28 protein-coding genes and 1 pseudogene are annotated in these 24997 nt (G+C 62.5%); 6 read left to right on the top strand and 23 right to left on the bottom strand.

Features of this window, described 5'->3' with window-relative positions; genetic code table 11:
- Positions 1-8: 8 nt before the first annotated feature.
- Entirely contained in the window at positions 9-1418 is a 1410-nt protein-coding gene (locus P6U28_RS06005; protein ID WP_129144791.1) for a malonyl-CoA decarboxylase, read from the top strand.
- Complete coding sequence (locus P6U28_RS06000) at positions 1415-2935, top strand: malonyl-CoA synthase (protein WP_129144790.1); 1521 nt, start codon at positions 1415-1417, stop codon at positions 2933-2935. The genes P6U28_RS06005 and P6U28_RS06000 overlap by 4 nt, the downstream gene beginning before the upstream one ends.
- Positions 2936-3046: 111 nt before the next feature.
- Here P6U28_RS06000 and P6U28_RS05995 read toward each other — a convergent pair whose 3' ends face one another.
- The 6 genes from P6U28_RS05995 to P6U28_RS05970 form a co-directional block, all read right to left on the bottom strand.
- Positions 3047-3382, bottom strand: coding sequence for a hypothetical protein (locus P6U28_RS05995; RefSeq protein ID WP_122404455.1), 336 nt, complete (start codon positions 3380-3382; stop codon positions 3047-3049).
- A 91-nt stretch (positions 3383-3473) separates the two neighbouring features.
- Positions 3474-5093: a chaperonin GroEL gene (gene groL, locus P6U28_RS05990; protein WP_407121946.1), complete on the bottom strand. Its 1620-nt coding sequence runs from the start codon at positions 5091-5093 to the stop codon at positions 3474-3476.
- A 36-nt stretch (positions 5094-5129) separates the two neighbouring features.
- Entirely contained in the window at positions 5130-5444 is a 315-nt protein-coding gene (gene groES, locus P6U28_RS05985) for a co-chaperone GroES (protein ID WP_164937067.1), read from the bottom strand.
- Between the two features lie 221 nt (positions 5445-5665).
- Complete coding sequence (locus P6U28_RS05980; protein ID WP_407121945.1) at positions 5666-7270, bottom strand: beta-(1-6) glucans synthase; 1605 nt, start codon at positions 7268-7270, stop codon at positions 5666-5668.
- A gap of 285 nt (positions 7271-7555) precedes the next feature.
- Positions 7556-8614 carry a hypothetical protein gene (locus P6U28_RS05975; RefSeq protein WP_122404458.1) on the bottom strand — a complete coding sequence of 353 codons (1059 nt, stop codon included), beginning with the start codon at positions 8612-8614 and terminating at the stop codon, positions 7556-7558.
- 63 nt (positions 8615-8677) lie between these two features.
- The gene (locus tag P6U28_RS05970) at positions 8678-9610 is read right to left on the bottom strand and encodes a crotonase/enoyl-CoA hydratase family protein (protein WP_407121944.1); all 933 of its coding nucleotides are present in this window, start codon (positions 9608-9610) and stop codon (positions 8678-8680) included.
- A 51-nt stretch (positions 9611-9661) separates the two neighbouring features.
- On the opposite strand from P6U28_RS05970, the gene P6U28_RS05965 reads away from it, so the two are divergent.
- Positions 9662-10285 (top strand): TetR/AcrR family transcriptional regulator, encoded by a 624-nt coding sequence (locus P6U28_RS05965; protein WP_407121943.1) that lies wholly within the window; start codon positions 9662-9664, stop codon positions 10283-10285.
- Positions 10286-10310: 25 nt separating this feature from the next.
- On the top strand, positions 10311-10613 hold the full coding sequence (locus P6U28_RS05960) for a hypothetical protein (protein WP_407121942.1): 303 nt from the start codon (positions 10311-10313) through the stop codon (positions 10611-10613).
- Here P6U28_RS05960 and P6U28_RS05955 read toward each other — a convergent pair.
- From P6U28_RS05955 to P6U28_RS05900, 12 genes are read right to left on the bottom strand one after another with little or no spacing between them, the layout of a single operon-like run.
- On the bottom strand, positions 10573-11607 hold the full coding sequence (locus P6U28_RS05955; protein ID WP_407121941.1) for a Gfo/Idh/MocA family protein: 1035 nt from the start codon (positions 11605-11607) through the stop codon (positions 10573-10575). The genes P6U28_RS05960 and P6U28_RS05955 overlap by 41 nt on opposite strands.
- A gap of 6 nt (positions 11608-11613) precedes the next feature.
- Positions 11614-12063 (bottom strand): type II 3-dehydroquinate dehydratase, encoded by a 450-nt coding sequence (gene aroQ / locus P6U28_RS05950; RefSeq protein WP_122404463.1) that lies wholly within the window; start codon positions 12061-12063, stop codon positions 11614-11616.
- 13 nt (positions 12064-12076) lie between these two features.
- Complete coding sequence (locus P6U28_RS05945; protein ID WP_407121940.1) at positions 12077-12823, bottom strand: amino acid ABC transporter ATP-binding protein; 747 nt, start codon at positions 12821-12823, stop codon at positions 12077-12079.
- Positions 12824-12882: 59 nt separating this feature from the next.
- Complete coding sequence (locus P6U28_RS05940; RefSeq protein WP_407121939.1) at positions 12883-13710, bottom strand: transporter substrate-binding domain-containing protein; 828 nt, start codon at positions 13708-13710, stop codon at positions 12883-12885.
- A gap of 55 nt (positions 13711-13765) precedes the next feature.
- Positions 13766-14422 carry an amino acid ABC transporter permease gene (locus P6U28_RS05935; RefSeq protein WP_122404466.1) on the bottom strand — a complete coding sequence of 219 codons (657 nt, stop codon included), beginning with the start codon at positions 14420-14422 and terminating at the stop codon, positions 13766-13768.
- A 10-nt stretch (positions 14423-14432) separates the two neighbouring features.
- A complete protein-coding gene (locus tag P6U28_RS05930) occupies positions 14433-15101 on the bottom strand; it encodes an amino acid ABC transporter permease (protein ID WP_122404467.1) in 669 nt (222 codons plus the stop codon).
- Between the two features lie 51 nt (positions 15102-15152).
- The gene (locus tag P6U28_RS05925; RefSeq protein WP_245162673.1) at positions 15153-16007 is read right to left on the bottom strand and encodes a shikimate dehydrogenase; all 855 of its coding nucleotides are present in this window, start codon (positions 16005-16007) and stop codon (positions 15153-15155) included.
- A 14-nt stretch (positions 16008-16021) separates the two neighbouring features.
- On the bottom strand, positions 16022-16849 hold the full coding sequence (aroE, locus tag P6U28_RS05920; RefSeq protein WP_209294598.1) for a shikimate dehydrogenase: 828 nt from the start codon (positions 16847-16849) through the stop codon (positions 16022-16024).
- A gap of 3 nt (positions 16850-16852) precedes the next feature.
- Positions 16853-18079, bottom strand: coding sequence for a CaiB/BaiF CoA-transferase family protein (locus P6U28_RS05915; RefSeq protein WP_209294599.1), 1227 nt, complete (start codon positions 18077-18079; stop codon positions 16853-16855).
- Positions 18076-18546 (bottom strand): MaoC/PaaZ C-terminal domain-containing protein, encoded by a 471-nt coding sequence (locus P6U28_RS05910; RefSeq protein ID WP_122404470.1) that lies wholly within the window; start codon positions 18544-18546, stop codon positions 18076-18078. The genes P6U28_RS05915 and P6U28_RS05910 overlap by 4 nt, the downstream gene beginning before the upstream one ends.
- An 11-nt stretch (positions 18547-18557) precedes the next feature.
- The gene (locus P6U28_RS05905) at positions 18558-18944 is read right to left on the bottom strand and encodes a VOC family protein (RefSeq protein WP_407121938.1); all 387 of its coding nucleotides are present in this window, start codon (positions 18942-18944) and stop codon (positions 18558-18560) included.
- A gap of 4 nt (positions 18945-18948) precedes the next feature.
- Positions 18949-19893, bottom strand: coding sequence for a ketopantoate reductase family protein (locus P6U28_RS05900; RefSeq protein ID WP_122404472.1), 945 nt, complete (start codon positions 19891-19893; stop codon positions 18949-18951).
- A 102-nt stretch (positions 19894-19995) separates the two neighbouring features.
- On the opposite strand from P6U28_RS05900, the gene P6U28_RS05895 reads away from it, so the two are divergent.
- A complete protein-coding gene (locus P6U28_RS05895; protein ID WP_407121937.1) occupies positions 19996-20976 on the top strand; it encodes a LysR family transcriptional regulator in 981 nt (326 codons plus the stop codon).
- Positions 20977-21015: 39 nt separating this feature from the next.
- Here P6U28_RS05895 and P6U28_RS05890 read toward each other — a convergent pair whose 3' ends face one another.
- Positions 21016-21936, bottom strand: a complete 921-nt coding sequence (locus tag P6U28_RS05890) for a LysR substrate-binding domain-containing protein (protein WP_407121936.1) — start codon at positions 21934-21936, stop codon at positions 21016-21018.
- A 96-nt stretch (positions 21937-22032) separates the two neighbouring features.
- Here P6U28_RS05890 and P6U28_RS05885 point away from each other — a divergent pair, with 96 nt between their 5' ends.
- On the top strand, positions 22033-22788 hold the full coding sequence (locus tag P6U28_RS05885; protein WP_407121935.1) for a TSUP family transporter: 756 nt from the start codon (positions 22033-22035) through the stop codon (positions 22786-22788).
- A 157-nt stretch (positions 22789-22945) separates the two neighbouring features.
- Here the strand turns inward: P6U28_RS05885 and P6U28_RS05880 are convergent.
- The 4 genes and pseudogenes from P6U28_RS05880 to P6U28_RS05865 all read right to left on the bottom strand — a co-directional run.
- A pseudogene (locus tag P6U28_RS05880) lies at positions 22946-23530 on the bottom strand (TetR/AcrR family transcriptional regulator); the annotation flags it as partial.
- A 64-nt stretch (positions 23531-23594) separates the two neighbouring features.
- Positions 23595-24347: a biotin/lipoyl-binding protein gene (locus P6U28_RS05875; protein WP_407121934.1), complete on the bottom strand. Its 753-nt coding sequence runs from the start codon at positions 24345-24347 to the stop codon at positions 23595-23597.
- 107 nt (positions 24348-24454) lie between these two features.
- The gene (locus tag P6U28_RS05870) at positions 24455-24658 is read right to left on the bottom strand and encodes a DUF1656 domain-containing protein (protein WP_122404500.1); all 204 of its coding nucleotides are present in this window, start codon (positions 24656-24658) and stop codon (positions 24455-24457) included.
- Positions 24655-24966 (bottom strand): hypothetical protein, encoded by a 312-nt coding sequence (locus P6U28_RS05865; protein WP_122404501.1) that lies wholly within the window; start codon positions 24964-24966, stop codon positions 24655-24657. The genes P6U28_RS05870 and P6U28_RS05865 overlap by 4 nt, the downstream gene beginning before the upstream one ends.
- Positions 24967-24997: the final 31 nt, after the last annotated feature.

Below are 24997 nucleotides of genomic sequence, written 5' to 3'. Positions count from 1 at the left end.
CATGAACGATGCTGAACGACATCCGATCCGGACGCATTGCGGCGCCCGAATTCCTGCAAGGGCTGATCGACACGTTGACGCAACGCGGCCGCGCGGTTCTCGGCATCAAGCCGGATCGCGATGTCGGCGAGGATCGCGACCTCGAGCTTCTCGGCGAGGCGCTACTTTCCCGGCGCGGCGAAGCCTCCGGCGTTGCGATCGCGCAATCGCTGCTTGCGGCCTTCGAGCGGGCGGCCGAGCCGCAGCGGCTCAAGTTTCTATCCTCCCTCGCCGACCGGTTCGGGCCCGACCGGCGCGCGATCGAGCTCGCGATCGCCGCCTACCAGCGCAAGGAGGGCGGCGACGGGAGCAAACTCGAGGCGCTCCATGCTGCCGCAGAGCCGCGCCGGCAGGAGCTGATCCGGCGCCTCAACCTTGCGCCCGGTGGAACATCGTCGCTGGTGCGGATGCGCGAGGTGCTGCTCGCGCTGCTGCGCGAGCATCCCGAGCTCCAGCCGGTTGACGACGATTTCGTTCATCTGTTCTCGTCCTGGTTCAACCGGGGTTTTCTCGTGCTGCGACCGATCGACTGGACCACCTCGGCCAACATCCTCGAAAAGATCATCAGATATGAAGCCGTCCACGCCATCCAAGACTGGGACGACTTACGCAACCGACTGGAGCCACCGGATCGCCGCTGCTACGCATTCTTTCATCCGCAGCTGGTCGACGAGCCGCTGATCTTCGTCGAGGTCGCGCTGACGAAGGAGATTCCCGGCGCGATCGGCCCATTGCTAGACAAATCGCGCGAGGCGATTGCCGCGCACGAGGCGACAACGGCCGTGTTCTACTCGATCTCGAACACGCAGAAGGGCCTGGCCGGCGTCTCGTTCGGCAATTTCCTGATCAAGCAGGTGGTGCAGGACCTCGCCCGCGAGCTGCCGAACCTGAAGACCTTCGTCACGCTGTCTCCCGTTCCCGGCTTTGCCGGCTGGGTGCGGCGCGAGCTCAAGACCGAGGCCTCCGCCGCGATCGATGAGGAGACGCGACGCGCGCTGGCCGCGCTCGACGACGGCGGCGACATCGCGCAGGCAAAGGAGGCGATCACGGCGCTCGCCGCCTATTACTTCCTGAAGGCGAAACTGCCGTCAGGCAAGCCGGTGGACCCCGTCGCCCGCTTCCATCTCGGTAACGGCGCGCGCCTGGAACGGCTGAATTTCCTCGGCGATGCCTCCGCCAAGGGCATGAAGCAATCCTACGGGCTGATGGTGAACTATCTCTACGCGCTCGAGCGCATCGAGGCGAACCACGAGGCCTTTGCCGAGCATGGCACGGTCGTCGCGTCCGACAAGGTGAAGAAGGCGCTTCGCGCGAAACTGTCATCGCGGGACCTCGTTCCCAGTCCTCACACCAACTCGCAACGGAAGATCTCGTCATGACCTCGAACCTGTACGATCGCCTGCTGGCCGGCGCGGCGTCCGACCAATCCATCTGCATCGAGAAGGACGACGGCACGGCGTTGAGCTATGCCGAACTTGCTGCGCTGAACGGCAGGTTCGCAAACTTCCTCGCCAGTATCGGCATCGGCCCGAACCACCGCGTCGCGGTCAAGGTGGAGAAATCCGTCGAGGCGGTCGCGCTCTATCTCGCAACGCTGCGCACTGGCGCGGTCTATCTGCCCCTCAACACCGCCTATACGCCGACTGAGACCGAGTATTTCATCCGCGACGCGCAGCCGACATTGATCGTGTGTGATCCCAGGGAAGAGGCCGAGTTGCGCGCCATCGCCGCCAAGGCGGGCGGCCGCGTCGAGACGCTCGATCACCGCGGCAAGGGTTCGCTCGTCGAAGCTGCGGCAGACTTCCCGGTGCGATTTGAAACCGTCGCCAGGACGACTGACGATCTTGCGGCCATCCTCTACACGTCGGGCACGACCGGCCGCTCGAAGGGAGCCATGCTGACACACGGCAATCTTTCTTCGAACGCCCTGACGCTCGTCCAGGAGTGGCGTTTTTCGAGCAAGGACGTGCTGATCCATGCCCTGCCGATCTATCACGTTCACGGGCTCTTCGTCGCCTGCAACGTCAGCTTCGCCGCACGCGCGCGCATCCTGTTCATGCAGAAGTTCGACGCCGAACGCATTCTGGCAACGATGGCGCGCAGCACGGTTCTGATGGGCGTGCCGACCTTCTATGTCCGCCTGCTCGAGAGCACTGACCTGAACGAGCGAAGCACCGCCAACATGAGGCTTTTCGTCGCCGGCTCGGCGCCGCTTCTGGCCGAGACACACCGGGCCTGGAAGGAGCGGACCGGGCACGCGATTCTGGAACGCTACGGCATGACCGAGACCGGGATGATCGCCTCCAATCCCTATGAGGGGTCTCGCATCGCCGGATCGGTCGGCCGGCCGCTTCCCGCCGTCGAGGTTCGCGTCACCCATCCCGAAACCGGCGCAATGCTCCCCGTTGGCGAGGTCGGCATGATCGAGGTGAAGGGGCCGAACGTCTTTGCGGGCTACTGGAACATGCCGGACAAGACCGCGGCCGAGTTCCGTGCCGACGGCTTCTTCATCACCGGCGATCTCGGCAAATTCGATGCGAATGGTTATCTGCACATCGTCGGGCGCGGCAAGGACCTCATCATTACCGGTGGGTTCAACGTGTATCCCAAGGAAATCGAAACCGAGATCGACGCGATTCCCGGCGTTTCCGAAAGCGCGGTCGTCGGCGTGCCGCACGCCGATTTTGGCGAGGGTGTCACCGCGGCGGTGGTTCGGTCGCCGGGCTCATCGGTCGACGAACGCGCCATTCTCGCGGCACTGTCGGGACGATTGGCAAAGTTCAAGCAGCCGAAGCGCGTCGTGTTCGTCGAGGGGCTGCCGCGCAACGCGATGGGAAAAGTGCAGAAGAACGTCTTGCGCGAACGCTTTGCAGATCTCTATTCCGGGCGGGCGTAGTCCCCCGCGGCGTTTCCCCCTCTGCATTGGGCTGCCGAGATCCTGATAGCGCGACGTCGATGGCGGCGGGCGAGAACCGGGAGGTAGCGATCTCCCGGCCGCTCTACGACCTCAGCTCATGGCAGGCTCTGGACGGTTCCGATCCAGCGGCGTGACATCGAGCCGGATACCGGATGGCCCCAGAACCGGCGACAGCAGCGTATCCACCTTCATAGTCGGGCTGCCCCGTTGCCAGCTCGACCACGGCATCGTGTCCAGGTACGGGATCGGCGGCAAGGCCAGCCGCTCGAAAGTGTCCGCCGCCTTGGCGGCGGAGCTCGAGCTTTCGGCGCCGTAGGCTGCGAAGGGCACGAGGGAGAGGCCGGCACCAACGGCCAAGGCGGCGAGTCGCCGCAGCGTTTTCTGGGTGGCTTCCCCGCGAGCGGAGAAAGCACGATCGTTGATCATCTCATCCTCCTTTCGTTCGAAAACAGATCCAATTGATCAGAACAGAGCACGCGAAGAACGAGCCCGGCCGCTCGGCCGGGCTCGCTCGTCTCTAGAAGTCCATGGCGGGGGCGCTTGCCGCTTCTGTCTTCTTCGGCTTGTCAGCGACCAGCGCTTCGGTCGTGATGAGCAGCGAAGCGACCGAGGCCGCGTCCTGCAAGGCGGTGCGCACCACCTTGGCAGGATCGATCACGCCGGCCTGGACCATGTCCTGGTACTCGCCGGTCGCGGCATTGAAGCCCCAGGTGTAGGTCTGATTTTCGAGGAGCTTGCCGACGACGATGGAGCCATCCTCGCCCGCATTCTGAACGATCTGCCGGGCCGGCACCTGGATGGCGCGACGCACGATCTCGACCCCCGCCTTCTGGTCGGCATTGGTGGTCTTGACGCCGTCGAGCGCCTTGAGGGAGCGCAGCAGTGCAACGCCGCCGCCAGGTAGAATACCCTCCTCGACAGCAGCCCGGGTCGCATGCAGGGCATCGTCGACGCGATCCTTGCGTTCCTTCACCTCGACCTCGGTCGCTCCGCCGACCCGGATCACCGCGACGCCGCCGGCGAGCTTGGCCAGCCGCTCCTGCAGCTTCTCGCGATCGTAATCCGAGGTGGTTTCCTCGATCTGCGTCCTGATCTGTTGGCTTCGCGCCTCGATGTCCTTCTTGGCGCCGGCCCCATCGACGATCGTGGTGTTCTCCTTGTCGATCACCACCTTCTTGGCACGGCCCAGCATCTTCACTGTGACGTTCTCGAGCTTGATGCCGAGATCTTCGGAGATCACCGTGCCGCCGGTGAGGATCGCGATATCCTCCAGCATCGCCTTGCGGCGATCGCCAAATCCCGGCGCCTTGACGGCGGCGACCTTCAAGCCGCCGCGCAGACGGTTGACGACCAAAGTCGCAAGCGCCTCGCCCTCGACCTCCTCAGCGATGATCAGCAGCGGCTTGCCCGATTGCACGACCTGCTCGAGCAGCGGGAGCATCGACTGCAGGCTGGAGAGCTTCTTCTCGTGGATCAGCACATAGGGATCTTCGAGCTCGACCCTCATCTTCTCCGGGTTGGTGACGAAGTAGGGCGAGACATAGCCGCGGTCGAACTGCATGCCCTCGACCACCTCGAGTTCGGTGTGCAGGCTCTTGGCTTCCTCGACCGTGATCACGCCCTCATTGCCGACCTTCTGCATGGCGTCCGCCAGGAAGCGGCCGATCTCGGTGTCGCCGTTGGCGGAGATGGTGCTGACCTGGGCGATCTCGTCGTTGGAGGTGACCTTCTTGGCGTGCGACTTGAGATCGGTCACGATCGCCTCCACGGCAAGGTCGATGCCGCGCTTGAGGTCCATCGGGTTCATGCCGGCGACGACGGCCTTGGCACCTTCCTTGACGATGGCCTGCGCCAGCACCGTCGCCGTCGTGGTGCCGTCTCCGGCAAGATCACTGGTCTTTGACGCGACCTCGCGCACCATCTGGGCGCCCATGTTTTCGAACTTGTCCTCCAGTTCGATCTCCTTGGCGACGGTGACGCCGTCCTTGGTGATGCGCGGCGCGCCGAACGATTTTTCGATGACGACGTTGCGTCCCTTTGGACCGAGCGTGACCTTCACCGCATTCGCCAGCGTGTCGACGCCCCGCAGCATGCGCTCGCGAGCCTCGGTCGCGAACTTCACGTCCTTGGCAGCCATGTTGCCACTCTCCTTTCTGTTCGATGACCGTCAGTGTTACGCCGCCTTCTTCAGCGTGCCGCCCTGTTCGACCACGCCGAGAAGATCGCTTTCCTTCATGATCGAGAACTCTTCGCCATCGATCTTGACCTCGGTGCCTGACCACTTGCCGAACAGCACCCGGTCGCCGACCTTGACGTCGAGTGGCACGAGCTGGCCTTGCTCGTTACGCGCACCCGGCCCAGCGGCGATGATCTCGCCCTGCTGCGGCTTCTCCTTGGCGGTGTCGGGAATGATGATGCCGCCGGCGGTCTTCTCCTCGGCATCGACGCGGCGCACGAGCACGCGATCGTGCAACGGGCGGAAATGCATGCACATCCTCCTTGGGTAGGTTCAGCGATGTCCAAAATCCGGGTCCGGAACCGGCCCCCGGGCGGCAAACGACCTAGGAACAGGTTCATCTTTGTTCAAGGGGACTCGGTGAAAATTTTTTGTCGCATCCTTGCGCACCCGCCTGCTCAAAGTTCAACGCTCTCGATCGGCCGCATCAAGGTGGTGCTCGCGCAGGCACGGCGGGTCATGTCGTGCCCTTCTCAGGCGCGGGCCCGCCACAGCGTCGCGGCAAGCAGGAGGTAGGCGGCGCAAGTCCACATCGCCTGCCAGTTCGCCGTCCCCTCGTTGACGGTCACATAGATCGCCGCTCCGACGAACACGCCGGCAAACAGCGACTCCGCCACAGGGCGATCTCCCTTCCCGGATGGATTGAGCAGCGTCATCGCTGCGAAAGGCAACGCTGCCATGGTGAGTGCTGCAAAAGGAAAATCGATGTTGCGCGGGTCGAACACGAGCCCTAGTGCGGTGGCCGCACCGATCACGACGGTCACGATCAAGGCCAACCCGTGCATGGTCGCGACCATCGTTTCCGTCCGGTAGCCTTTCGGACCGAGCAACTCCTGAAAACTCGGCGGTGGGCGCCCCGACATGAGAGCGTTGGCACCAAGCACCGGCGAAACCGTCGCGGCCAGCAGCAGAGAACTCCAAAGGAGCCAGCCACCCGCTCCGACACTTTCAAAGAACACCTTTTGGGCGTCCACGCCAAACAGGATTCCGGCTGCCGTCGCCGATATCGCCACCCCGAGCCATGAAGCCAGGCCAGGGCTCGCGGGCTTGCGACGCGAGGTCAACCATGCCGCGGCGAACACCAGGGTCGCGAGCGCAATTCCGCAGCTCATTTGCAGCTTCCAGAGCGGAAAGTTGCTGACGGGGATGCCGGCAGGATATTTGAGCACGCGCTGCTCGCCTCCGAACAGGCCCCATGATCCGCCGACTGTGCCCTCGATCTCTCGCTTCCAGGATTCGTCGTAGGCCTCGAACAGGTTGAAGCGGAAATTCTCGCGCCGGGCGAGGTCGAGAACCTCCGAGACCACCCGGGCCTGGTTGATACGCGACGGCAACGCCGATCCCCGCATCCGTCCCTGGCTCGGCCAGCCTACTTCGCCGATCAGGATCTCCTTGCCCGGAAAGGCCGCCGCGACCTGCCGGCGTATTGCGTCGGCGTGCGTGGCAGCCGCTTCTGCCGGAATCGGCACGTTCTCCCAATATGGCAGGATGTGAATCGTGACGAAGTCGACGGCGTCGTAGAGCTCACGACTGCTGAGCCAGAATTCCCAGACGTCGGCATAGGTCACGGGGACACTGACCTGCGCCTTGACCGAGCGGATCGTGTCGGCGAGATCGGAGACCGTTATGTCCTTGCGCAACAAGGTCTCGTTGCCGACCACCAACGCGATGACGGTCCCGGGATACTCCCTGGCGAGGCGTATCGCCGTTGAGATCTGCGCTCGATTCTTCTGCTGGTCCTTGTCGAGGAAAATACCCTGGACGACCTTCAACCCCGCTCGGGCTGCAAGCTCGGGGATTTGGTCGAGACCAAGATCGGTCGCATAGGTACGGATGCAGTCGGATATCTCCGCAAGCTGGGCGAGATCTTCCGCGATCTGCTCACGCGATACCTGCGTCGCGGACGAAAGCGAGGTCTGATGGCTGCGGAACGGGGCGTATGAGATGCATTGGACCTTTTCGTTTGGATCGATGGGTGCGCGCACCAAATGGACTGGCGTCCCCAACCACCACCACACGGCGGCGATGGCGCCCAGCGATATCAGGAAGAGCGCGAGCGAAACGCGGAGACCATACACTGGCCTCGTGGCAGGCGCGACGGCCTTGACCTCCCCGCTTGGCGGGAGCAGCAGCCTGGAGAACCAGCTTGCTTTCCGAGGATGGACCAACTGATCACACGTGAGGTACGGCTTTTCACTTGCTGCGATGTCGCGGACGCGTCGCATTGCTCCAAAGCGCACGCCTGCGATCGCAACTGCATGAAAAACGGGAGGATCATGCAAGTGAATTGGTTCAAGGTCGCTTCCAACCCAATTATAGGATCGCTCGCGTTCCCACAAGCTGGTTGATTCAGGTCAATTCATTCAATGGCCCTGTCGAATCTCCCATGCCCAGACCGGATCACCGGCATCTCGGCGGCTGATCAGGGTGACGCGCATGAAACGATCGTGAGCCAGTGCAGCGCCCAGCCACAGCTCATTCCACGCATCGAATATGGCGGGAGACATTTGCTCCCTCCCAGACATGAGGCGCCACGTCGTTTGCCTTACGATCGCCGTGCTGCCTTCAAGATGCATCTCGGCGTCATCGCCTTGGCCACGTAACAGCCTCGTAAGTGCGGTTGCAAAACCTGCGACACCTCGGTCCACTCCACCGAGCATGGACGCAACATCGTCGAACGTGTGCATGCCGATCAATCGAGCGGCTAAACCTCCCAGGTGACCTCCCTCGGCCGGTCCGAGCACCGACATCATTTCAGGCAGGATCGACGTGATGTAGTCCATCGCGTAATTGCGGAGGGCCTTTCTCAAGCGACTTTCTGGCCAATTCGTTTCGCCAAGGCGTGGCGCAAGTTCTGGCCTGAATGGAGGGCATCGCTCTCCGGGCGAAAATTGCAGCCGCTCTTCCGGAGAAAGTTCGTGATCGTACTCCCGGTAATATCCCTCCAGGCCGGGCTGCCCGTCGACGGTCTGTCCCGTGCAGACGAAGCCCAGGCGAGGGTTACCGAGAACCACGCCGTTATTGCCGTGCCATCCCCTGAGCATCCCGCGAGACACTTCCGAGGGAATTCCGCAGATTGCGGTACCATACCAAAGCCACCGGGGAGGCGGATAACGAATCCATGCCTTCTTGTCGCTCTCATAGACGTATTCGACCTTTACGCCGCCGATCTGATTGGCGAGGTAGTTGTACTGTGCGCTGGCGACTGCATGGGGCAAGCCGTCCAAACCGAGCTTTTTGAGGCCAGCGACGAAATGGGTCGCTTGCTGGCGGCGGAACATTCTGAACACGATCTCAGCAGCGCGAGCCGCCCCGGCGCGCGACGAGAGATGAAGGATGAGACCCGTAAGATAGGAGTGATAAATCCGCTCGACCGCGCGATAGGCCTGCACGTCATCCGACGTACTGTTCTTAATGCTCATTCGTTTCTCCGGACGTTCTTCGATGAATGAATGGCGCCGACATCGCTCGCGCTCCCGACGGCGTCAGTCACGACCCTTCATTTCGTGAATCAACCTGCGTGCCTCGTCGCGTTCCGGGATCGGGCGGCCGCTGTCACGCCATTCGATGGCCGCCTTGAAACCGTGCTTCTGCGCGTACCGCCTGAACCACAACCCCTCAGGATTGTGACGCGTGATGCCGTCAAAGAGCGTCGCGAGCGACTGCGTCTGCTCGAGACCCATGGTCAGCATGACCTGGTTGACGACCATCTTGTGCATGGCGAGGTGACTCTTCGGAACGCCGGCAATCCGGTCGGCGAGCTTTCGCGTCTCGGCCTCGAGCCGCTCCACCGGAACGCAGACATTCGCCAGCCCCCACTCCGCCGCCTTGCGCCCGTCGATCATGTTCCCGGTGAACATCATCTCCTTGGCGCGCGCAGGTCCGAGCTTGAACGTCCACATCGCGGTGGTAGGGCATCCCCATACGCGCGTCGGCATGTAGCCGATCCGAGCGTCCTCCGCCATCACGATCAGGTCGCAGCAGAGCGCGATATCGCTACCCCCGGCGACCGCCGCGCCGTGAATCTTGGCGATGGTCGGCTTGGAGCACTTCCACAAGCTCATGAAGTTCTCGGTGTTCTTCTTCATGAATGCGTAATCGACCATGGGGTCCCAAGGCTCGCTCTCCTGCTGGCACGGGTGCTCGATCTCGCTCTCCGCGTAGGCGACGAGATCATATCCGCCGCAGAACCCCTTACCTGCGCCTTCGATCACGACGACGTGCACGTCGTCGTTTTTCTCCGCCCACTCCACCGCCGCACGGATCTCTTCGGGCATCACGTCGTCGATGGCGTTGAACCGACCCGGGCGGTCGAGGACGAGACGGGCGATGTTCGGTGCATCCTCGCGGACTGCGATACTGAGAGTCGAGAAATTCGGCATCGTAACCTCCCGGATGTATGTATGGACAGTCAGCATTGACTGTACCAACTATCGTATTACAGTCAATGCTGACTGCCGAGGGAAGGCATGCCGAGACCAGCGAAGAACGGCGCTCTCGACGGAGCGGCCGAGACCACACGATCGCGGATTCTGAACGCCGCCGTGGATTGCCTGATCGACCTCGGCGTCGCCGGCACGACCACGCTCGCGGTACAGCATCGGGCTGGAGTCAGCCGCGGCGCCCTACTCCATCACTTTCCAACCCACGCCTCTCTGTTGGCCGCGAGCGTCGCCGAACTCGTCAGCCGGAACGAGAAGGCCGTCTCGCAGGGGCGCGCAGGCGCGGGGCCGGCTGACACTCTGGTTGCGGCCGTCGAAGCGCTTGCATTCGCCGCGCGCCAGCCAGCCTATCTCGCCGAGTTGGAGCTCTGGGCGGTGGCTCGCACGGATGCTGCCTTGAAACAGGCATTGACCACGGCGGAGCGCGGTGCCCGACACGATCTCGAGCGCGTTTATGTCCAGCTCTTCGGCGAGTGGGCGGATTCCGAGGCCTATCACGACGTCATCGCGCTGACGCTCCATTTCATCAGAGGCCTCGCGATTTCCGAGAACCTTCGAACCTCTGCGGGACCACGCGAGCGACTTGTAGCGATGTGGGCCGACGCGATGCGAACCCTGCTCGAGGCCAAAAAGAAGAAACGACAGAAGTGAAAAACGGAGGACATGAACGCCTAATGTGACCGCCCGGGCCGCTTCCGCGGTGGCATCGACGTCAGGGCATTCATGGAATCATCGGACCGGCACGGCCCTATTCGGCAGCCAGTGCCGGCTGCAGGTCCGGCTTCTCGCACGCAACATCGTGGATATCATCAAACTCAGCGTGCGCTTTCAAAAGACCGGCAATGGGCCTCCGCTGCTCCTCATCCATACGATCCGGACGCCGCTCGAATATCTTCGCGGCGTGCTCACTCTGCAACAGAAGGCCGTGCTTTCCGGCATCAAACCGATACGAACCCCCCCGTTTCCGCCGCGCGTTTGACCGCGTCGATCGCTCTGAGGGTTTTCAGCCCTTCGCGTCCACTCACCACAGGCTCGGCCGTACCCCGGATCACCCCACAGAAATTGGCAATCTGCAGGCCGAGCGGATCTTCCTTCTCGTACCGCAGCCGCTCGCGCTCGATCGGCGCCCACCAGCTGGCCTGGCTTGGGTGATGCCATAGATCGAGTTGCGGAATAGCCAGCGATGCCCTCGTGCCGCCGATCTGGTAACACGCCTCCTGCGTATGACTGTAGGCCGGGTTCTCACCGGCGGTGAATTCCCAGCTCCAAGGCGACTGGATGGTATCGGAGACATTGACCGTTCCCAAGGCGCCGGAGGCGAAGTGCAGGAGGATCACCGCTGTCTCTTCAACCGCATTTCCACGCAGCCGATTGGATTGGGCAGCTTGTACCGCCACGATATCCCCGCAGAGGTACCGCAGCAGGTCGACATCGTGGATGAGATTCAGGAAAACAGGCCCCGCTCCTTTCTGCCGGCGCCAAGCCACATCGAAATACTCGTCCGGCTTGATCAGCCAGAACATGCCATGCACCGACACGATCTCGCCGAGCCGGCCGCTGTCGATCTCCGCCTTGGCGCGTTGGATCATCGGATTGTGGCGGCGATGATGGCCGGTGAGCAGCGGCACGCCCGCCCCCTCGGCGGCCTCGACCAGAGCATGTGCAGCGAGGACGTCGTCTGCTAACGGCTTCTCGATGAGCGCCGGGATGCGAGCCGCGATACAATCCATGCCGTTGGCAACGTGCATCTGATTGGGGGTGGCGACGACCACCCCCTCCGGCCGATTTCCGGAAAGCAAGTCCTGAAACGACGGAAACCAGTCCACCTTCAGGGCAGCCGCCAACTCTCGTGCCGCCGGCGCCGGATCGACGATCGACGACAGTACCGCCTCCGGCCGCGCGAGAATGTGCTCGATATGCCGTTTGCCGATGAGGCCCGCTCCCATCACCGACAGGCGGACGGGTGCGTCCATCCGATGCTACCCCTTGTTCTCATCGAGCAGCTTGGCCACACGACGCAAGCCGAGCAGATAGCCCTGCGTGCCGAAGCCTGCGATGACCCCATCGGCTCGTTTGGAAACAAACGAATGGTGACGGAATTCCTCGCGCTTGTGCACGTTGGAAATATGCACCTCGATCACCGTCCCCTCGAACGTGTTCAGAGCATCCAGGATGGCGACCGACGTATGGGTGAAAGCTGCGGGATTCATCACGATACCGGCAGCCGTCTCGCGCGCCTCGTGAATCCAATCGATGATCTCGTATTCCCTGTTGGATTGATGAAAGCGAATGTCCAGGCCGAGCTCCTTGCCCAGCGCTCGACAATCCCGCTCTACATCCGCAAGCGTCTCGTGGCCGTAGATGTGAGGCTGGCGCTTGCCGAGCAAATTGAGATTCGGCCCGTTGAGGACGTAGACAAGACGACTCATCGAAGAACTCCGTTCAGTGATGGGCGAGGATCTCGCCAAGGAACTGCTTGGTGCGGGCGTGCTGTGGTTCGCGGAAGAAAGCGTCGGGCGCGCCTTCTTCGATGATCTGCCCTTCTGCCATGAAGATGACCCGATCTGCAACCTGGCGAGCAAAGCCCATCTCGTGGGTGACGCAAATCATGGTCATGCCGTCGTTGGCGAGGCCGATCATGGTATCGAGCACCTCCTTGACCATCTCAGGGTCGAGAGCCGAGGTCGGTTCGTCAAACAGCATCACCTTGGGCTGCATGCAGAGTGCGCGCGCGATCGCGACGCGCTGTTGCTGACCTCCCGAAAGCTGAGCCGGATACTTCTCGGCCTGGTCACCGATGCGTACCCGCTCGAGGTATTTTCGCGCGGTCGCCTCCGCCTCGGTCCTGCCGATGCGGCGTGCGCGAATGGGCGCGAGTGTACAGTTCTGCAACACGGTCATATGCGGAAAAAGGTTGAAGCTCTGAAAGACCATGCCGACGTCCTGACGTACGACATCGATGGCCTTGATGCTGTCGTCGAGCCGATGACCGTCTACAACAATACTGCCCTGCTGGATCGCCTCCAGGCGGTTGATACATCGGATGAGCGTCGACTTGCCCGAACCGGACGGACCGCAGAGCACGATCTTTTCACCCCTGCGGACAGTGAGATCGACGTTGCGGAGAGCTTGATACCCGCCATACCACTTCTGCACGCCTTTCATTTCGATCAGGATCTGGTCTTGCATGCTGGTCTCCGCCGTCGGGCGGCGGCCAACGCGGATCGCGCGTCGGCCGCTCGCAGTGGCTACTGGACTGTGAAGGGGACGCCGGGGATCGAGTCCGGGAAGGTCGGCACTGGCGCCTTCATCCATTTGGCGTAGAAGCCGGCCAGCTTGCCGTTAGACTTGATCTGGTCGATGAACTTGTTGGCCGTCTCGTTCCACTCCTTCTCGCCCAGGCGGGTGCAGGCTCCGTTGTATAGTGCTGTGAAGTGAAGCTTGGGCTCGAATCCCAGTTCCGGCTTTGCGGCGTTCAGACGCTGCGGATAGAAGCTGTTTGCGCCGACGGCCTGCACCTGACCGGAGAGCAGCGCCTGGATCGTCGCCGCATCATCGTCAAACCTGCGGATTTCGGTGCCCGCTGGAGCGCTGTTGGTGACCTGGGTGTCCTGCGTCGATGACCTCGGAACGCCGATCACGTACTTGCCCATGTCGGCATTGCTGTTGATTGGTGTTGCCTGGGCAGCGACAAGCGTGATCTCGTTGGCGACATACGGCTTGGAATACTGCACCGCCTTCGCGCGCTCCGGCAGCATCGCCATGGTTGCGAACAGAATGTCGACGCGGCCTGTGGTCAGCGCCGGAATACGATTGGCCACGGCCAACGGGACGAACTCGGCCTTCACGCCGAGATATTCGGCGAAGGCGCGCCCCATGTCGGCATCGATCCCATCCTGTTTTCCCGAGCTGTCGACATAGCCCCAGGGAGGATTGTCGCCCTGGATGCCGATGACGACGACGCCCTTCTTCTTCACGTCTTCCAGAGTGCCCGCCTGCGCTTTACCTGCGACGGTGACGGCCCCGAGCGTCAGCAGCGCGATGCCGAGCTGGCGGCGATTGAACCAAAATAACATCTGATGTTTCCTCCTCCTGGTGATGGCTGTGTTTGATTGGGCAGGTGCGCCGTTCCTACCTTTGATTGGCCAGGGCGAGCCTGGCCTCCATCCGACTGCCCCACCACGAAAGTGGCCAACAGAGGATGAAATACATTGCGCCGACCACGCCGAAGACGAGCAACGGCTGGAAGGTCTGGTTCGAGACGATCTGACCGGCGCGGGCGAGTTCGATGAATCCGACGATGGCGGCGAGCGAAGTGCCCTTGATGAGCTGAACGAGATAACCGATCGTCGCCGGCAGCGAGATGCGGATCGCCTGCGGCAGCACGATGTCGCGCATGCGCGACGAATAGTGCAGTCCAAGCGCCATCGCCGCCTCGGTCTGGCCGCGCGGCACGGCCTGTATCGCACCGCGCCAGATCTCGCCGAGGAAGGCGGAGGCATTCACGGTGAAACCGATCGCCACCGCGGCGAAGGCGTCGAGCTTCAACCCGGTCAGCGCCAATCCGTAGTACACGACGAAAAGCTGCAGCAGCAGCGGGGTGCCCTGGAATATCCCGATGTAAATGCGGGTGATCCATTCCACGCTCCTATGACCACAGGTGCGCAGCAAGGCGACGGCCAGCCCCGCCGTGCAGCCGCCCGCAAACGCGACCAGCGTGAGCAGCACCGTCCATTGCAGCCCGCGCAGCAGGAAGCCGAACTCGGGAAGACCAAAATGCGGTGTCATGATCGCCCCCTCAGCGTGTCGGATATGAGAAGAAGCGGTGAGAGACGACCGCGAAGCCGAGCATCAACAGCCAGGAGATCGCGAGGTAGAGGAAGGTGACGAAGAAGTAGACCTCGAAGCTGCGGAACGTGTCGCTTTCGATGCGCTGCGCAACCGACGTCAATTCGTAGGCCGATACCGCCGAACAGATCGATGAGGTCAGCGTCAGCATGATGAACTGCCCCGTGAGCGAGGGATAGATCGCGCGAAGCGCAGGCTTGAGCACGATGAACCGGAATACCTGTCCTTTGTGCAGGCCGAGCGCGTAGCCGGCCTCCACCTGGCCCTTGTGAATGGATTGCACCCCGCCGCGAATGATCTCGATGGCGTAGGCGCCGCCATTGACACCGAGTGCGATAATGGCGGTGGCGGTCGGATTGAGCTTCAATCCGATCAGCGGCAGAGCGAAGAACAGAAAAAAGATCTGCACCAGGAAAGGCGTGTTGCGCACAGTCTCGACGAAGCCGATCACGAGAGCACGCAACCACGCAGCTTTCGAATCGCGCGCCGCGACACCCGCGACACCGATCATCATTGCGAGCGTCATCCCGGCAAGCGCCAGGCCCAGCGTACCCACGCATCCCCACAGCAGCGCGGGCATCGCGTGCCAAACCACCGAGAAATCGAGCGTGTAGCCCATCTTGCGTTTCCTCTCGGGCGTTGTCCGTGCCGCTCGCCCATCGGCCGGGTGTCACCCTCCCAGGGATGCAAAAGTGGCGAAGAAGACGTCCGGATCGGGTGAGATGCCCGTGAACAGGCGGAATGCTTCGGTGCCCTGGAAGATCGCCATGCCACCGCCATCGACGGTGCGGCAACCGAGGGCACGCGCCGCGCGCAGCAGCGCGGTTTCCAGCGGGAAGTAGACGATCTCTGCGACCCACAGATCGGGACGCAGCAGGGCCGTCGGCAACGGCGTGCCCGGATATTTGTCCATGCCGATCGGCGTCGCGTTGACAATTCCGTCTGCGGCAGCCACGGCCGCAGCGACATCCTGGCCGGCCTCCAGGCGCCCATCTGCAAATTGAGGGGACAGGCCGTCAACCAGACTCTGCGCCTTGGCCAGGTCGACGTCTATGATAGTCAGTTCCCGCACGCCGAGCTTCATGAGCGCGAAAGCGACCGCCGAGCCTGCGCCGCCCGCGCCGAATTGGACGACCCGTCCGAGTGGTGCACCTTGCATGTTGCGGCGGAAGTTCTCGGCAAAGCCGAACCAGTCGGTGTTGTGGCCGGTCATGCGGCCACTCCTGAGGACCACGGTGTTCACGGCACCAAGCGCCTCTGCGTCAGGCGAAAGCTCATCCAAGAGTGGAATGATCGCCTGCTTGCAGGGATGGGTCACGTTCAACCCGTCAAAGCCCATTCGCCTTGCCGCCGTGAGCAACTCCGGCAATGTCTCCACGCCGAGCTTCAATTCGGCCAGATCAATCTTCTTGTAGATATAGCGGATGCCGGCGGCGTCAGCGGCCGCTTCGTGCATGGGCGGGGTGCGGGAGGCGGCGATGCCGCTGCCGATCAGGCCGACGAGAAAGCTGGACTTCTGATGCATGCTCGGCATCGCCTTCAGCTCAATGGGACGGTCAGCTCGGCGATGACCTGAGCCGTGCTCGGTCGAACGCCGCGCCACCAGGCAAAAGCTTCCGCCGCCTGCTCGACCAGCATGCCGACACCGTCGGCCAGGTTGGTGACGCCTTCGGCGCGAGCCGCCCGCAGAAAGGGGGTCAGCCCTTTGCCGTAGGCGAGTTCGTACGCCAGCTCCGCACCGCGGAAGACATTGCCTGGAAGCGGCGGCATCTCACCTCGCAGGCTGGCCGACGTCGCATTGACGACGACGTCATAACCCTCGGCAAGATCGGCCAGTTCAGCATAGCCGCTGACGATCAGGGGGCCACAGCCGGCAAACTCTTCGGCCAATGCCACCGCTTTCGACAGCGTTCGGTTGACCAGAACCAGCTCGGACGGCTCCTGGCGCAGGAACGGCAGCAGCGCACCGCGTGCCGCTCCCCCAGCGCCGAGCATAAGGACGCGGCGGCCGGCCATTTTGACGCCGAGATTGGCGGTGATGTCACGCACCAGGCCGATCCCGTCGAAATTCTCGGCAATGATCCGATCGCCCTCGAACTTCAGGCAGTTTACGGCGCCTGCTCGTCTGGCGCTCTCTGAAAGCTCGTTTGCATAGGCGAAGGCATCGAGCTTGAACGGGGCGGTGACGTTCAGCCCCCTGGCGCCCTCGGTCCGGAATTGATCGACCCGTTCGCTGAAGCCATTGAGGGGACCCTCGATCGCCTCGTAAACAAGGTCCTGTCCTGTCATTCTGGCGAAAGTGCCATGGATGAGAGGTGATTTGCTGAAGCCGATCGGATTGCCTATCACCGCGTAACGATCGCTCATGGCTCACTCCTGCACGGCGGCTTCGTTGTACAGCACGCCATCGCGCACCATCGCCTCGACGAGCTCGGTCGATAGTCCCAGCGACTCTGCAATGCGGCGATTGTCCTGGCCGAGCAGTGGCGCCGGCGTGCGCACCGTGGTGTCGCAGCCGGAGAAGCGGAAGGGCAAGTTCGGCAACGTCACCTTGCCGAGCACCGGATGCTCCTGCTCGACCAGCATGCCACGCGCGTGGATCTGCGGATCCTTCACGACCTCTTCGATGGTCTGCACGGGAGCGGACGGCACACCTGCTTCCTCGAGTGCGGCAAGACAAGCATCCCGAGACGGCTGCGACAGCGTCCAGTCGCGCACGATCTCCATCGCTTCGGCATAATGGGCGTTGCGCGCGGCAGGCGTGGTGAAGCGTTCGTCGGACGACAACCTGCTTCCTCCGATCAGCGTCGCCAATCGCCGCCACGCATCATCGACCTGCGCGGCGATCACAAGATTGCCGTCCCTGGCCGGAAAGACTCCGTAGACGGTCGAATCCGGCTGACCGCTGCCGGTCTGCTTCGGCAGGTCGGTGCCGCCGGAGAGAAAGTAGCGCTGCACCGCATAGTCGTGCATCGACACCATGCAGTCGTACAGCGCGAGATCGATATGCTGGCCGCGCCCGGACGACGTGCGGCCGACCAGCGCCGCATTGATGGCAGCCACACCGTGGATGCCGGTGTACATGTCGGCCAGTGGCATCCGCAGCAGCGGCGGCGCTTCGCCGGGGGAGCCCAGTTGCGCCAGGGCGCCCGACATCGCCTCCGCGATCAGGCCGAAGCCCGGACGGTCGGCATAGGGACCGGTGTGGCCATAGGCGGAGACCGAGCAGTAGATCAGTGCGGGATTCCGCGCCGACAGCGCCTTGTAGCCGAGCCCGAGGCGCTCGAGTGCGCCGGGGCGGTAGTTCTCGATGAAGACATCGGCCGTGTCGATGAGCTTCATCATCATGTCGAGGCCACGCGTGTCGCGCAGATCGATGCACAATCCCTGCTTTCCCATGTTCTGCTGCAGGAAGTAGCCGGATTGTCCGTCCTTGAAATAGCCGTGGGCGCGGCCCGCATCGCCTGCCTTCGGACGCTCCACCTTGATGACTTCCGCGCCCATCGCGGCGAGGCAGCGGCCCATGAACGGGCCTGCCAGGAAATGGCTGTAGTCGATGACGCGAATGCCCTTGAGCGGCAGATCTTGCGCGGTCATGCCTGTTCTCCTTTGGCACTGGTCTTCGGGCGCATCGGAATCATCAGTCGATGCTCACCGAGCTGCACCACCTCGCCGCGCTGATTGATCAGCTCCGAGGGCAACACTACGATGCCCCACCCATCACGCTTGGTGGTGCGCATCGAGCCGACGCGAAACTTCACGTGCACGGTGTCGCCGAGCTTGATCGGCAGCTTGAAATCCCACGTCCAGCCCAGCGACATTCCCGGAAGGAAGCGATAGTCGGCGCGGGTCTTCAAACCGTCGGCCAGCGACAGGCCAAACAGTCCATGCGCGACGCGCGTGCCGAATGGCGTGGTTTTGGCGTATTCCTCGTCGACATGGACCGGCGTGAAATCACCCGTCAGTTCGGCATAGGCATTCACCATCGCCTCGGTGACCGTCACCGAAGGGGTGACGCATTCGTCACCGACCCTGGCATCGTCCCAGTAGCGTTCATCGGTCATCGCGTCTTCCTCTAGGCACGGGGATTGATCGCCAGGGCGGCTTCCACGGCGCCTGCGCTGGCTTGCAAGATTTCGACGTTCAGCCCGCCCGGCAGCTCGAGCCAGTTGGGCCCAGCGGGCAACGCCTTGGCGCCCCACGCGGCCGCACGAGCGAGCACACCTTCGTAATCGTCGACCATGATGCCGAGATGGGCGAGACGCCCTTCCGGACCGGTAAAATTCGGATCCTCGATGAGTTGCACGCTTCCGAGCACCCACACCTGACGCGGGCGTGAACCCTCGGCGGGTTGCTCGTCGCGAATGGCAAGACCAAGCACCTCACGAAAGAAATCGACGTGATGATCGACGTCAGGCACGCGGATCGCGACGTGTTCGACATAAGCGCGGGGCAACGACATTGTCTCAGGCCTTTCCTGGATAATCGCTGCGGGCGTATTCGAGCCCTTTGACCAACGCGACGAGTGTGGAATTGACGGGGGTCGGCACATTGAGCTTGGCGCCCCAACGCACGACGGAGCCGTGGATGTAATCGATCTCGGTCAGATTGCCGGACTGCAAGCTCTGCAACATGGACGTCTTGAACTCGGGCGGTAGACCAGCGGATGCCATCGTCCAGGCACGGCGCGGATCGGCAATCGAGATCTTCACGCCGGCAGCTTGTGCGACCGCGATGCTCTCCGAGATTGCGGCCAGCGCGCAATCTTCCAGGACCGGTAGCGAATAGAGACCACCATAAGTCAGCCCGGTAACGGCGGTAATTCCTCCTCCGGCGACGTTGATGAACAACTTGTCCCACATCGTGCCCAAGATGTTGTCGCTGAGCAGCGTGAGAATGCCGGCACGATTGAAAGTCTCGGAAATTCGCTGTGCGCGCTCGGTCAAGCGTCCATCGAGTTCGCCGATGATGGTTTCCTTGCCGATGACTCCGGAGCGAACATGGCCGGGACCAAGCAGCACGCCGCCAACGTAGGTCTTGCCTGCCATGACGCGGTCACGACCAACCTCCTCCGAAAGGATGTCCTCGTGACCAAGACCGTTTTGAAGCGACATCACGACCGTCTGCGGCCCGATGATCGGCGTGGCCGCCCGGATCGCATCCCGCGTGTGGTAGGATTTGACCAGAACGATGACGAGGTCCGCCACGATGCCGACCTGGTTCGCGGAGGTGCAGGCCGAAACCCTCACAACGGTCTCGGCGTCACCTTCGAGCATCCGTAGGCCGCCCGCATTGATCGCGTCGACATGGGCCTGAAACGGATCGATCAGCCAAACCTCGGCCCCACCGCGCGCCAGCGTCCCGCCGATGGTCGAGCCCAAGGCTCCCGCTCCGATAAAGCAGATCCTCATCCGAACGCTTCTCCCTCGCCCGTTTTGGCGTTGGAGGCGTACTAGCAGGCCACCCTGTATTTGGATATGCTATGACTCTTATATCCATTATTGCGGATCGCAATGAAGCACCGGGACCTCTCCGAGACGAACCTTTTGGAGCCGCGCCTGCTCCGGCTCTTCGACGCATTGTTCTCCACGGGCAGCGTCACCAAAGCAGCCGAGAAACTCGGTCAAAGTCAGCCGACCATTTCGATCTGGCTGGCGCGCTTGCGAAAAGAACTGGACGACCCGCTCTTCATTCGGTCGGCTGAGGGAATGCTGCCGACTCCGCGCGCCGAGGCTCTCATCGGCACGGCCAGGCAGGCGTTGGAGATGCTGCGGCGTCTGGCGGAGCTTCGTCCTGAGTTCGATCCGGCGACTGCAAAGCGCCGCTTCATCATCTGCATGACGGATGCGAGCCACATCACGCTGCTCCCGGCCATCCTCGCCTACGTTCGTCGCGTTGCTCCGGGCATCCGCATCGAGGCGGCGCAGATCGGCAGTGATACGCCACGAATGCTGCAGTCTGGCGAGGCCGATCTGGCGCTCGGCTACATCTCGGACCTCGACGCCGGGCACTTCCAACAGGCACTCTTTCCGCAGGATTGGGTCTGCCTGGCAAACGCAAAGCATGCCCGGATCCACGAGCGCATCACGGCAAGGGATTTTCGGTGTGAGGCGCACGTCCTCATTCGCTCCGGCACCGGACATCAATTGCTCGCGGATGCGCTACGGGAGCAGCGGATAGTCCCTGACGTTGCGCTCGAGCTACCGGGCTTTTTGGGGTTGCCCGCCATCATCGGGACGACCGACCTGATCGCCACTCTTCCAAGGCACATCGGCGAAACGCTGGCTCACTACTACGGACTGCGCGTGCTCGACTGCCCGCTGGCGATCGCCGGCTTCACGGTGAAGCAATATTGGCACGCCCGCTTTCATCACGACCCGGCAAGCCAATGGTTGCGTGATGTATGCGGGGAGCTTTTTCAACAGCAGGAAGTGCGGGGTCTGCATCGTTCCGGCCGGCCAAGGCAACGAAGGCCGCGCGATTTGCAATCGTAACGGTCCCTGGTAGCGCGGCAGCGACCGCCCCGCCACCGATCACGGCTCATTTCGAGGCGCCTTCGGTGCAATGCTCCGCCGCTCTGATGATAGCGAGTCGATCAGCCAAGCGCGCAGCACCGCAAGACCTGGATCGTCCTTGCGGAAGGCGCGATAGAGCAGATACCAGGCACGCTTCTTCGGCACCGTGACCGAGAACGGCGCAACCAGCCGGCCTTTGGCGAGATCTTCTTCGACGTAGGGTCGCAGGCCGATCGCGACGCCAATGCCGTCGACCGCGGCCTGCAGCGCCATCGTGTAATTGCCGAAGGTCGGCCCGACCCCCTTTCCGCGCGGCTTCACCCCGGCGGCGGCGAGCCAGAGATCCCAATCCTCCGGCGAGTGCGCCACCTGCAGCATATCCTGCCGGGTCAACTTTGATGGATGCTGGATCCGTTGGGCGACCGCCTTGGTGCAGACCGGAAACAGATCGGTCGCGAACAGAAGCTCGGCCTCGTAGCCGGGCCAGTGACCGTCGCCGAGCAGGATGCCGCAGGTCCAGTCATCGCGGAACGGATTCAGCGCGCCTCCTGTCGAGAGGCGGACATCGATTTCCGGATGCTGCTCGTAGAAGCCGCGCAGCCGCGGGATCAGCCAGCGCACCGCAAAGGTCGGACCCACGCCGAGAGTCAGCACCGGCGTCGTCCGCATCAGGCTGACCTGTTCGGCGAGACCTGCGATCGCATCGAAGGCCGAGGTGAGTCCAGGCTGCAGCGCCCTGCCCTGTGCGGTGAGATCGAGGCCGTTCGGCCGGCGCTCGAACAGCTGGAATCCAAAACGCTCCTCCAGCAACCGCACCATGCGGCTGATCGCGGCCTGCGTGACGTTCAGCTCGTCGGCGGCAGCGACAAAGCTGCCATGGCGCGCGGCGGCCTCGAAGGCGCGCAGGCCGTTCAGCGATGGCAGGCGGCGGATCGGCATAGACTTAGTTTTCCTTAGCCTATGGCCCAGTTAAAGCCGTTTGCGAGAGGGCTGTCAAATCCGTGATGAAGGGGCAACCGAAATCTGGGGGTTGCCATGATCACCCTACCCTTCGCCGTCGCGCTTGCCGCCTCCGTGCTCTCCACCTCTTTCATCTCGGGGGTGTTCGGCATGGCCGGCGGCATGATCCTGATGGGCTTGCTGCTGTCATTCACGGGGCTGGCGCCTGCGATGGTGCTGCACGGCCTCTCCCAGATCGCGGCCAATCTGGCGCGGGCCTGGAGCTGGCGGCAGCACATCGTGCGGCCGGTGGTATTGCGCTACACCATTGGCGCACTGATCGCGAGCCTCATCGTGGTTTCCGGCGTGGTCGCCCCCAGCAAGCCACTAGCCTTAATTTTGATCGGCCTCGTCTCATTCGCCGGGCTCCATCTGCCGCATCGCCTGACGCCCACCGTGATGGTGCCCAGCCAGGCCGTCGGCTGCGGCACGTTGTGCACCGTCCTGCAACTGATTGCCGGCGTGTCCGGGCCGATCCTCGACGTGTTCTTCGTCAAGACCGAGCTCGGCCGCAAGGAGATCATCGCGACCAAGGCCGCGATCCAGTCGATTGGGCACGTGCTGAAGCTGATCTATTTCGGCCGGCTGCTGCTGATCGAGGGCGGCGCAATCTCGCCGACGGCCGTGCTGCTTGCCACCGCCGCGGCGGTGCTCGGTACGCTGCTGTCGCGGTCCCTGCTCGACGCCCTGAGCGACGCCACCTTCGCGCGGTGGTCGCGGTGGCTGATCGCGGCGATTGCGGCCATCAGCCTTGCCCAGGGCCTCGTCCTCACGTTCGAAGGTATTGGATGAGCACTCGCCCTGAAAGGCACCAAAGCGCCGCACAAGGAGATTCATCGTGTCTGAGATGTCCACGCAATTTTCCGAGATCGGCGCCATGCCCAACCCTGGTCGCGCGGCTCGGCGCGGTCTTGAACTATCGCATATTTCACGGAATGTGCTCAACGTCTCATCTCTGCACGACATTGCCTCGCGTGCCCGCACCACTCTCGAGAAGATCGGCCATCATTTCGATCTGCTCGGCATCGTCCCACTTCACGTGGGGAGCGAACACAAAGCGTGTCAGGAAGTAGCCAATGTGGAAGCAATGCACGGCGCGGGCGAGCACCTCGACGTCTACGTCCTTGCGGATAGCGCCCTCCCCCTTGAGCTCGGTGAGGCTCTCCAGCATCGGCTGCCAGATATACTGCCGCCATACGCGCTCCATGACGTCGCGCAGCTCCTCGTTCTGAACGAGTTCGAGCAGCACAGTGCGGGCAAGCTGCGGATTGCGCGAGACGGTAGCGAGCCGGTCAGTCGCGAGCGCCACGTACCAGCCGCGGAAGCCGGCATCCCTTCCCTTCTCCCGCAACAGCGCCTTGAAGGATTCCCAGTTCTGCACCAGCCCGATCCTGAGCAGCAGCGGAAAGAACACCCGCCTCACCAGATCCTTCTTGGTCGGGAAGTAGCGAAACAGCGTCTTCTCCGTGACATTGGCTTGTTTTGCGATCTGCGCCGTGGTGGCGCCGTCGATACCCTGCTTGCCGAACAACTCGACAGCGGCGTGAAACGCTGATACCTTGAGTGATGGTCTTCACATGACCCAGAATCGGCTGCGCTTATCCCATAAGGTGAGCTTCTAGCCGCTCCCCGATGCAGACACGTGCCATCTTCGTCTCTTCGAAATAGCCGTCTATCCAAAAGCTGTTCGTATCGATCACCGAGATATTGATTGCGCCGGCGACTGCATAGTCTCCGGCCCGCAGCAGGAGGTTGGTGACATAGCCGTCGACGGGACTCAGCACTTTAGTACGTCGGAGGTTCAGTTCTGCCTGGGCCAACTGGTGCTGAGCGGCGTCGTACGCCGCCCTTGCCTCCGCTGCACTCCCCGCATAGATCTGCTGCTGCTCAGGCGTCGTGGCCAAGCTCGACAGATTTTGCCGTCTGGCTGCTTCTGCCTGTTTGACTTCTAGGTCCGCAGCTCTTTGTTCAACCAATGACCGGGTCGTGCGCACGGCTATGTCGAAATCGAAAGGATCGATGACGTAAAGAACGTCACCTCGGTGGACGAACTGGTTATCTGCCACCTGGACTGAGACGATTTTCCCAGAGATCTGCGGCGCCACGTTTGCGACTTGGACGCGGACGCTTCCGTTTCGGGTCCAAGGAGCGGTCACGTAGTAGTGCCATGCGACTAAAGAGATAAAGATTGCGATCAACACCAATATGAACGTGGCTACTCGCCTACATGCTGAGACGAAGATCCGTCTGACCTCGTCGTGCAGCATGGGCTCGGCATCCACCACTCGCCAAGTTTCATTCTCGCTCTCAGCGCACAGATTGATGCCATCCCGCGTCGCAGCTGGCGACATGTCAGGATCCGGACCTGTTTCCGCGGACCGTTGAAAGAGCCGGCTCGGCGATCCTCGTCGCGAGGGCTGTCGGGTTTTTTAGGAGCAGCCGCTTCCATGGAGATTTCCTAGAAGAACAGCACAAGCAATCCGAACATCGTGATGTATAGACAGAACTCGGCGAGTGGCGGATTGCTGAATAGCCGTTCAAATCCCAGCCCGGATAATAGCGGCCGCAATAGCAGCAAAAGCAGCAGCGCCATTACTCCGAACGCGACGATAGGCGAGATCAACAAGCCGCCTACTATGAAATCGCGGTGTACGTGAGTCATAGCCGAGCAGAATCTTGATCATCTGGATGCAGCCGTAGGCACGACGCACCCGCGGCTCCTCGCCGGGCGAGGCCGGCTCCCGCCAAGCCCTGTAGCAAGTATTTCGCGGTCAGCGCGTCGATCCGGCGAATTCCGATCGTCTCGCGAATGATCTTCAGCCAGTCCTGGTATGAGCTTTGGGTGTTCTCCTGAACGTCCGCGAAACCGCTCTCCGGGTCTGACTCGTACATGAGATGCGCAAAGGCGCGCTCGATATCAGCCTTATTGCCGAGCTGCGATCGCGTGCAGACCACGACTAGCGCCTGCATCAATTTTGTTGATCGCTTGAGGCTGCCCGAG

The organism is Bradyrhizobium sp. STM 3561 (genome assembly GCF_045571455.1).
GTDB classification, from domain to species: domain Bacteria; phylum Pseudomonadota; class Alphaproteobacteria; order Rhizobiales; family Xanthobacteraceae; genus Bradyrhizobium; species Bradyrhizobium vignae.
The sequence above is the reverse complement of the archived record's forward strand: the minus strand, read 5'-3'. Positions and strand labels throughout refer to the sequence as shown.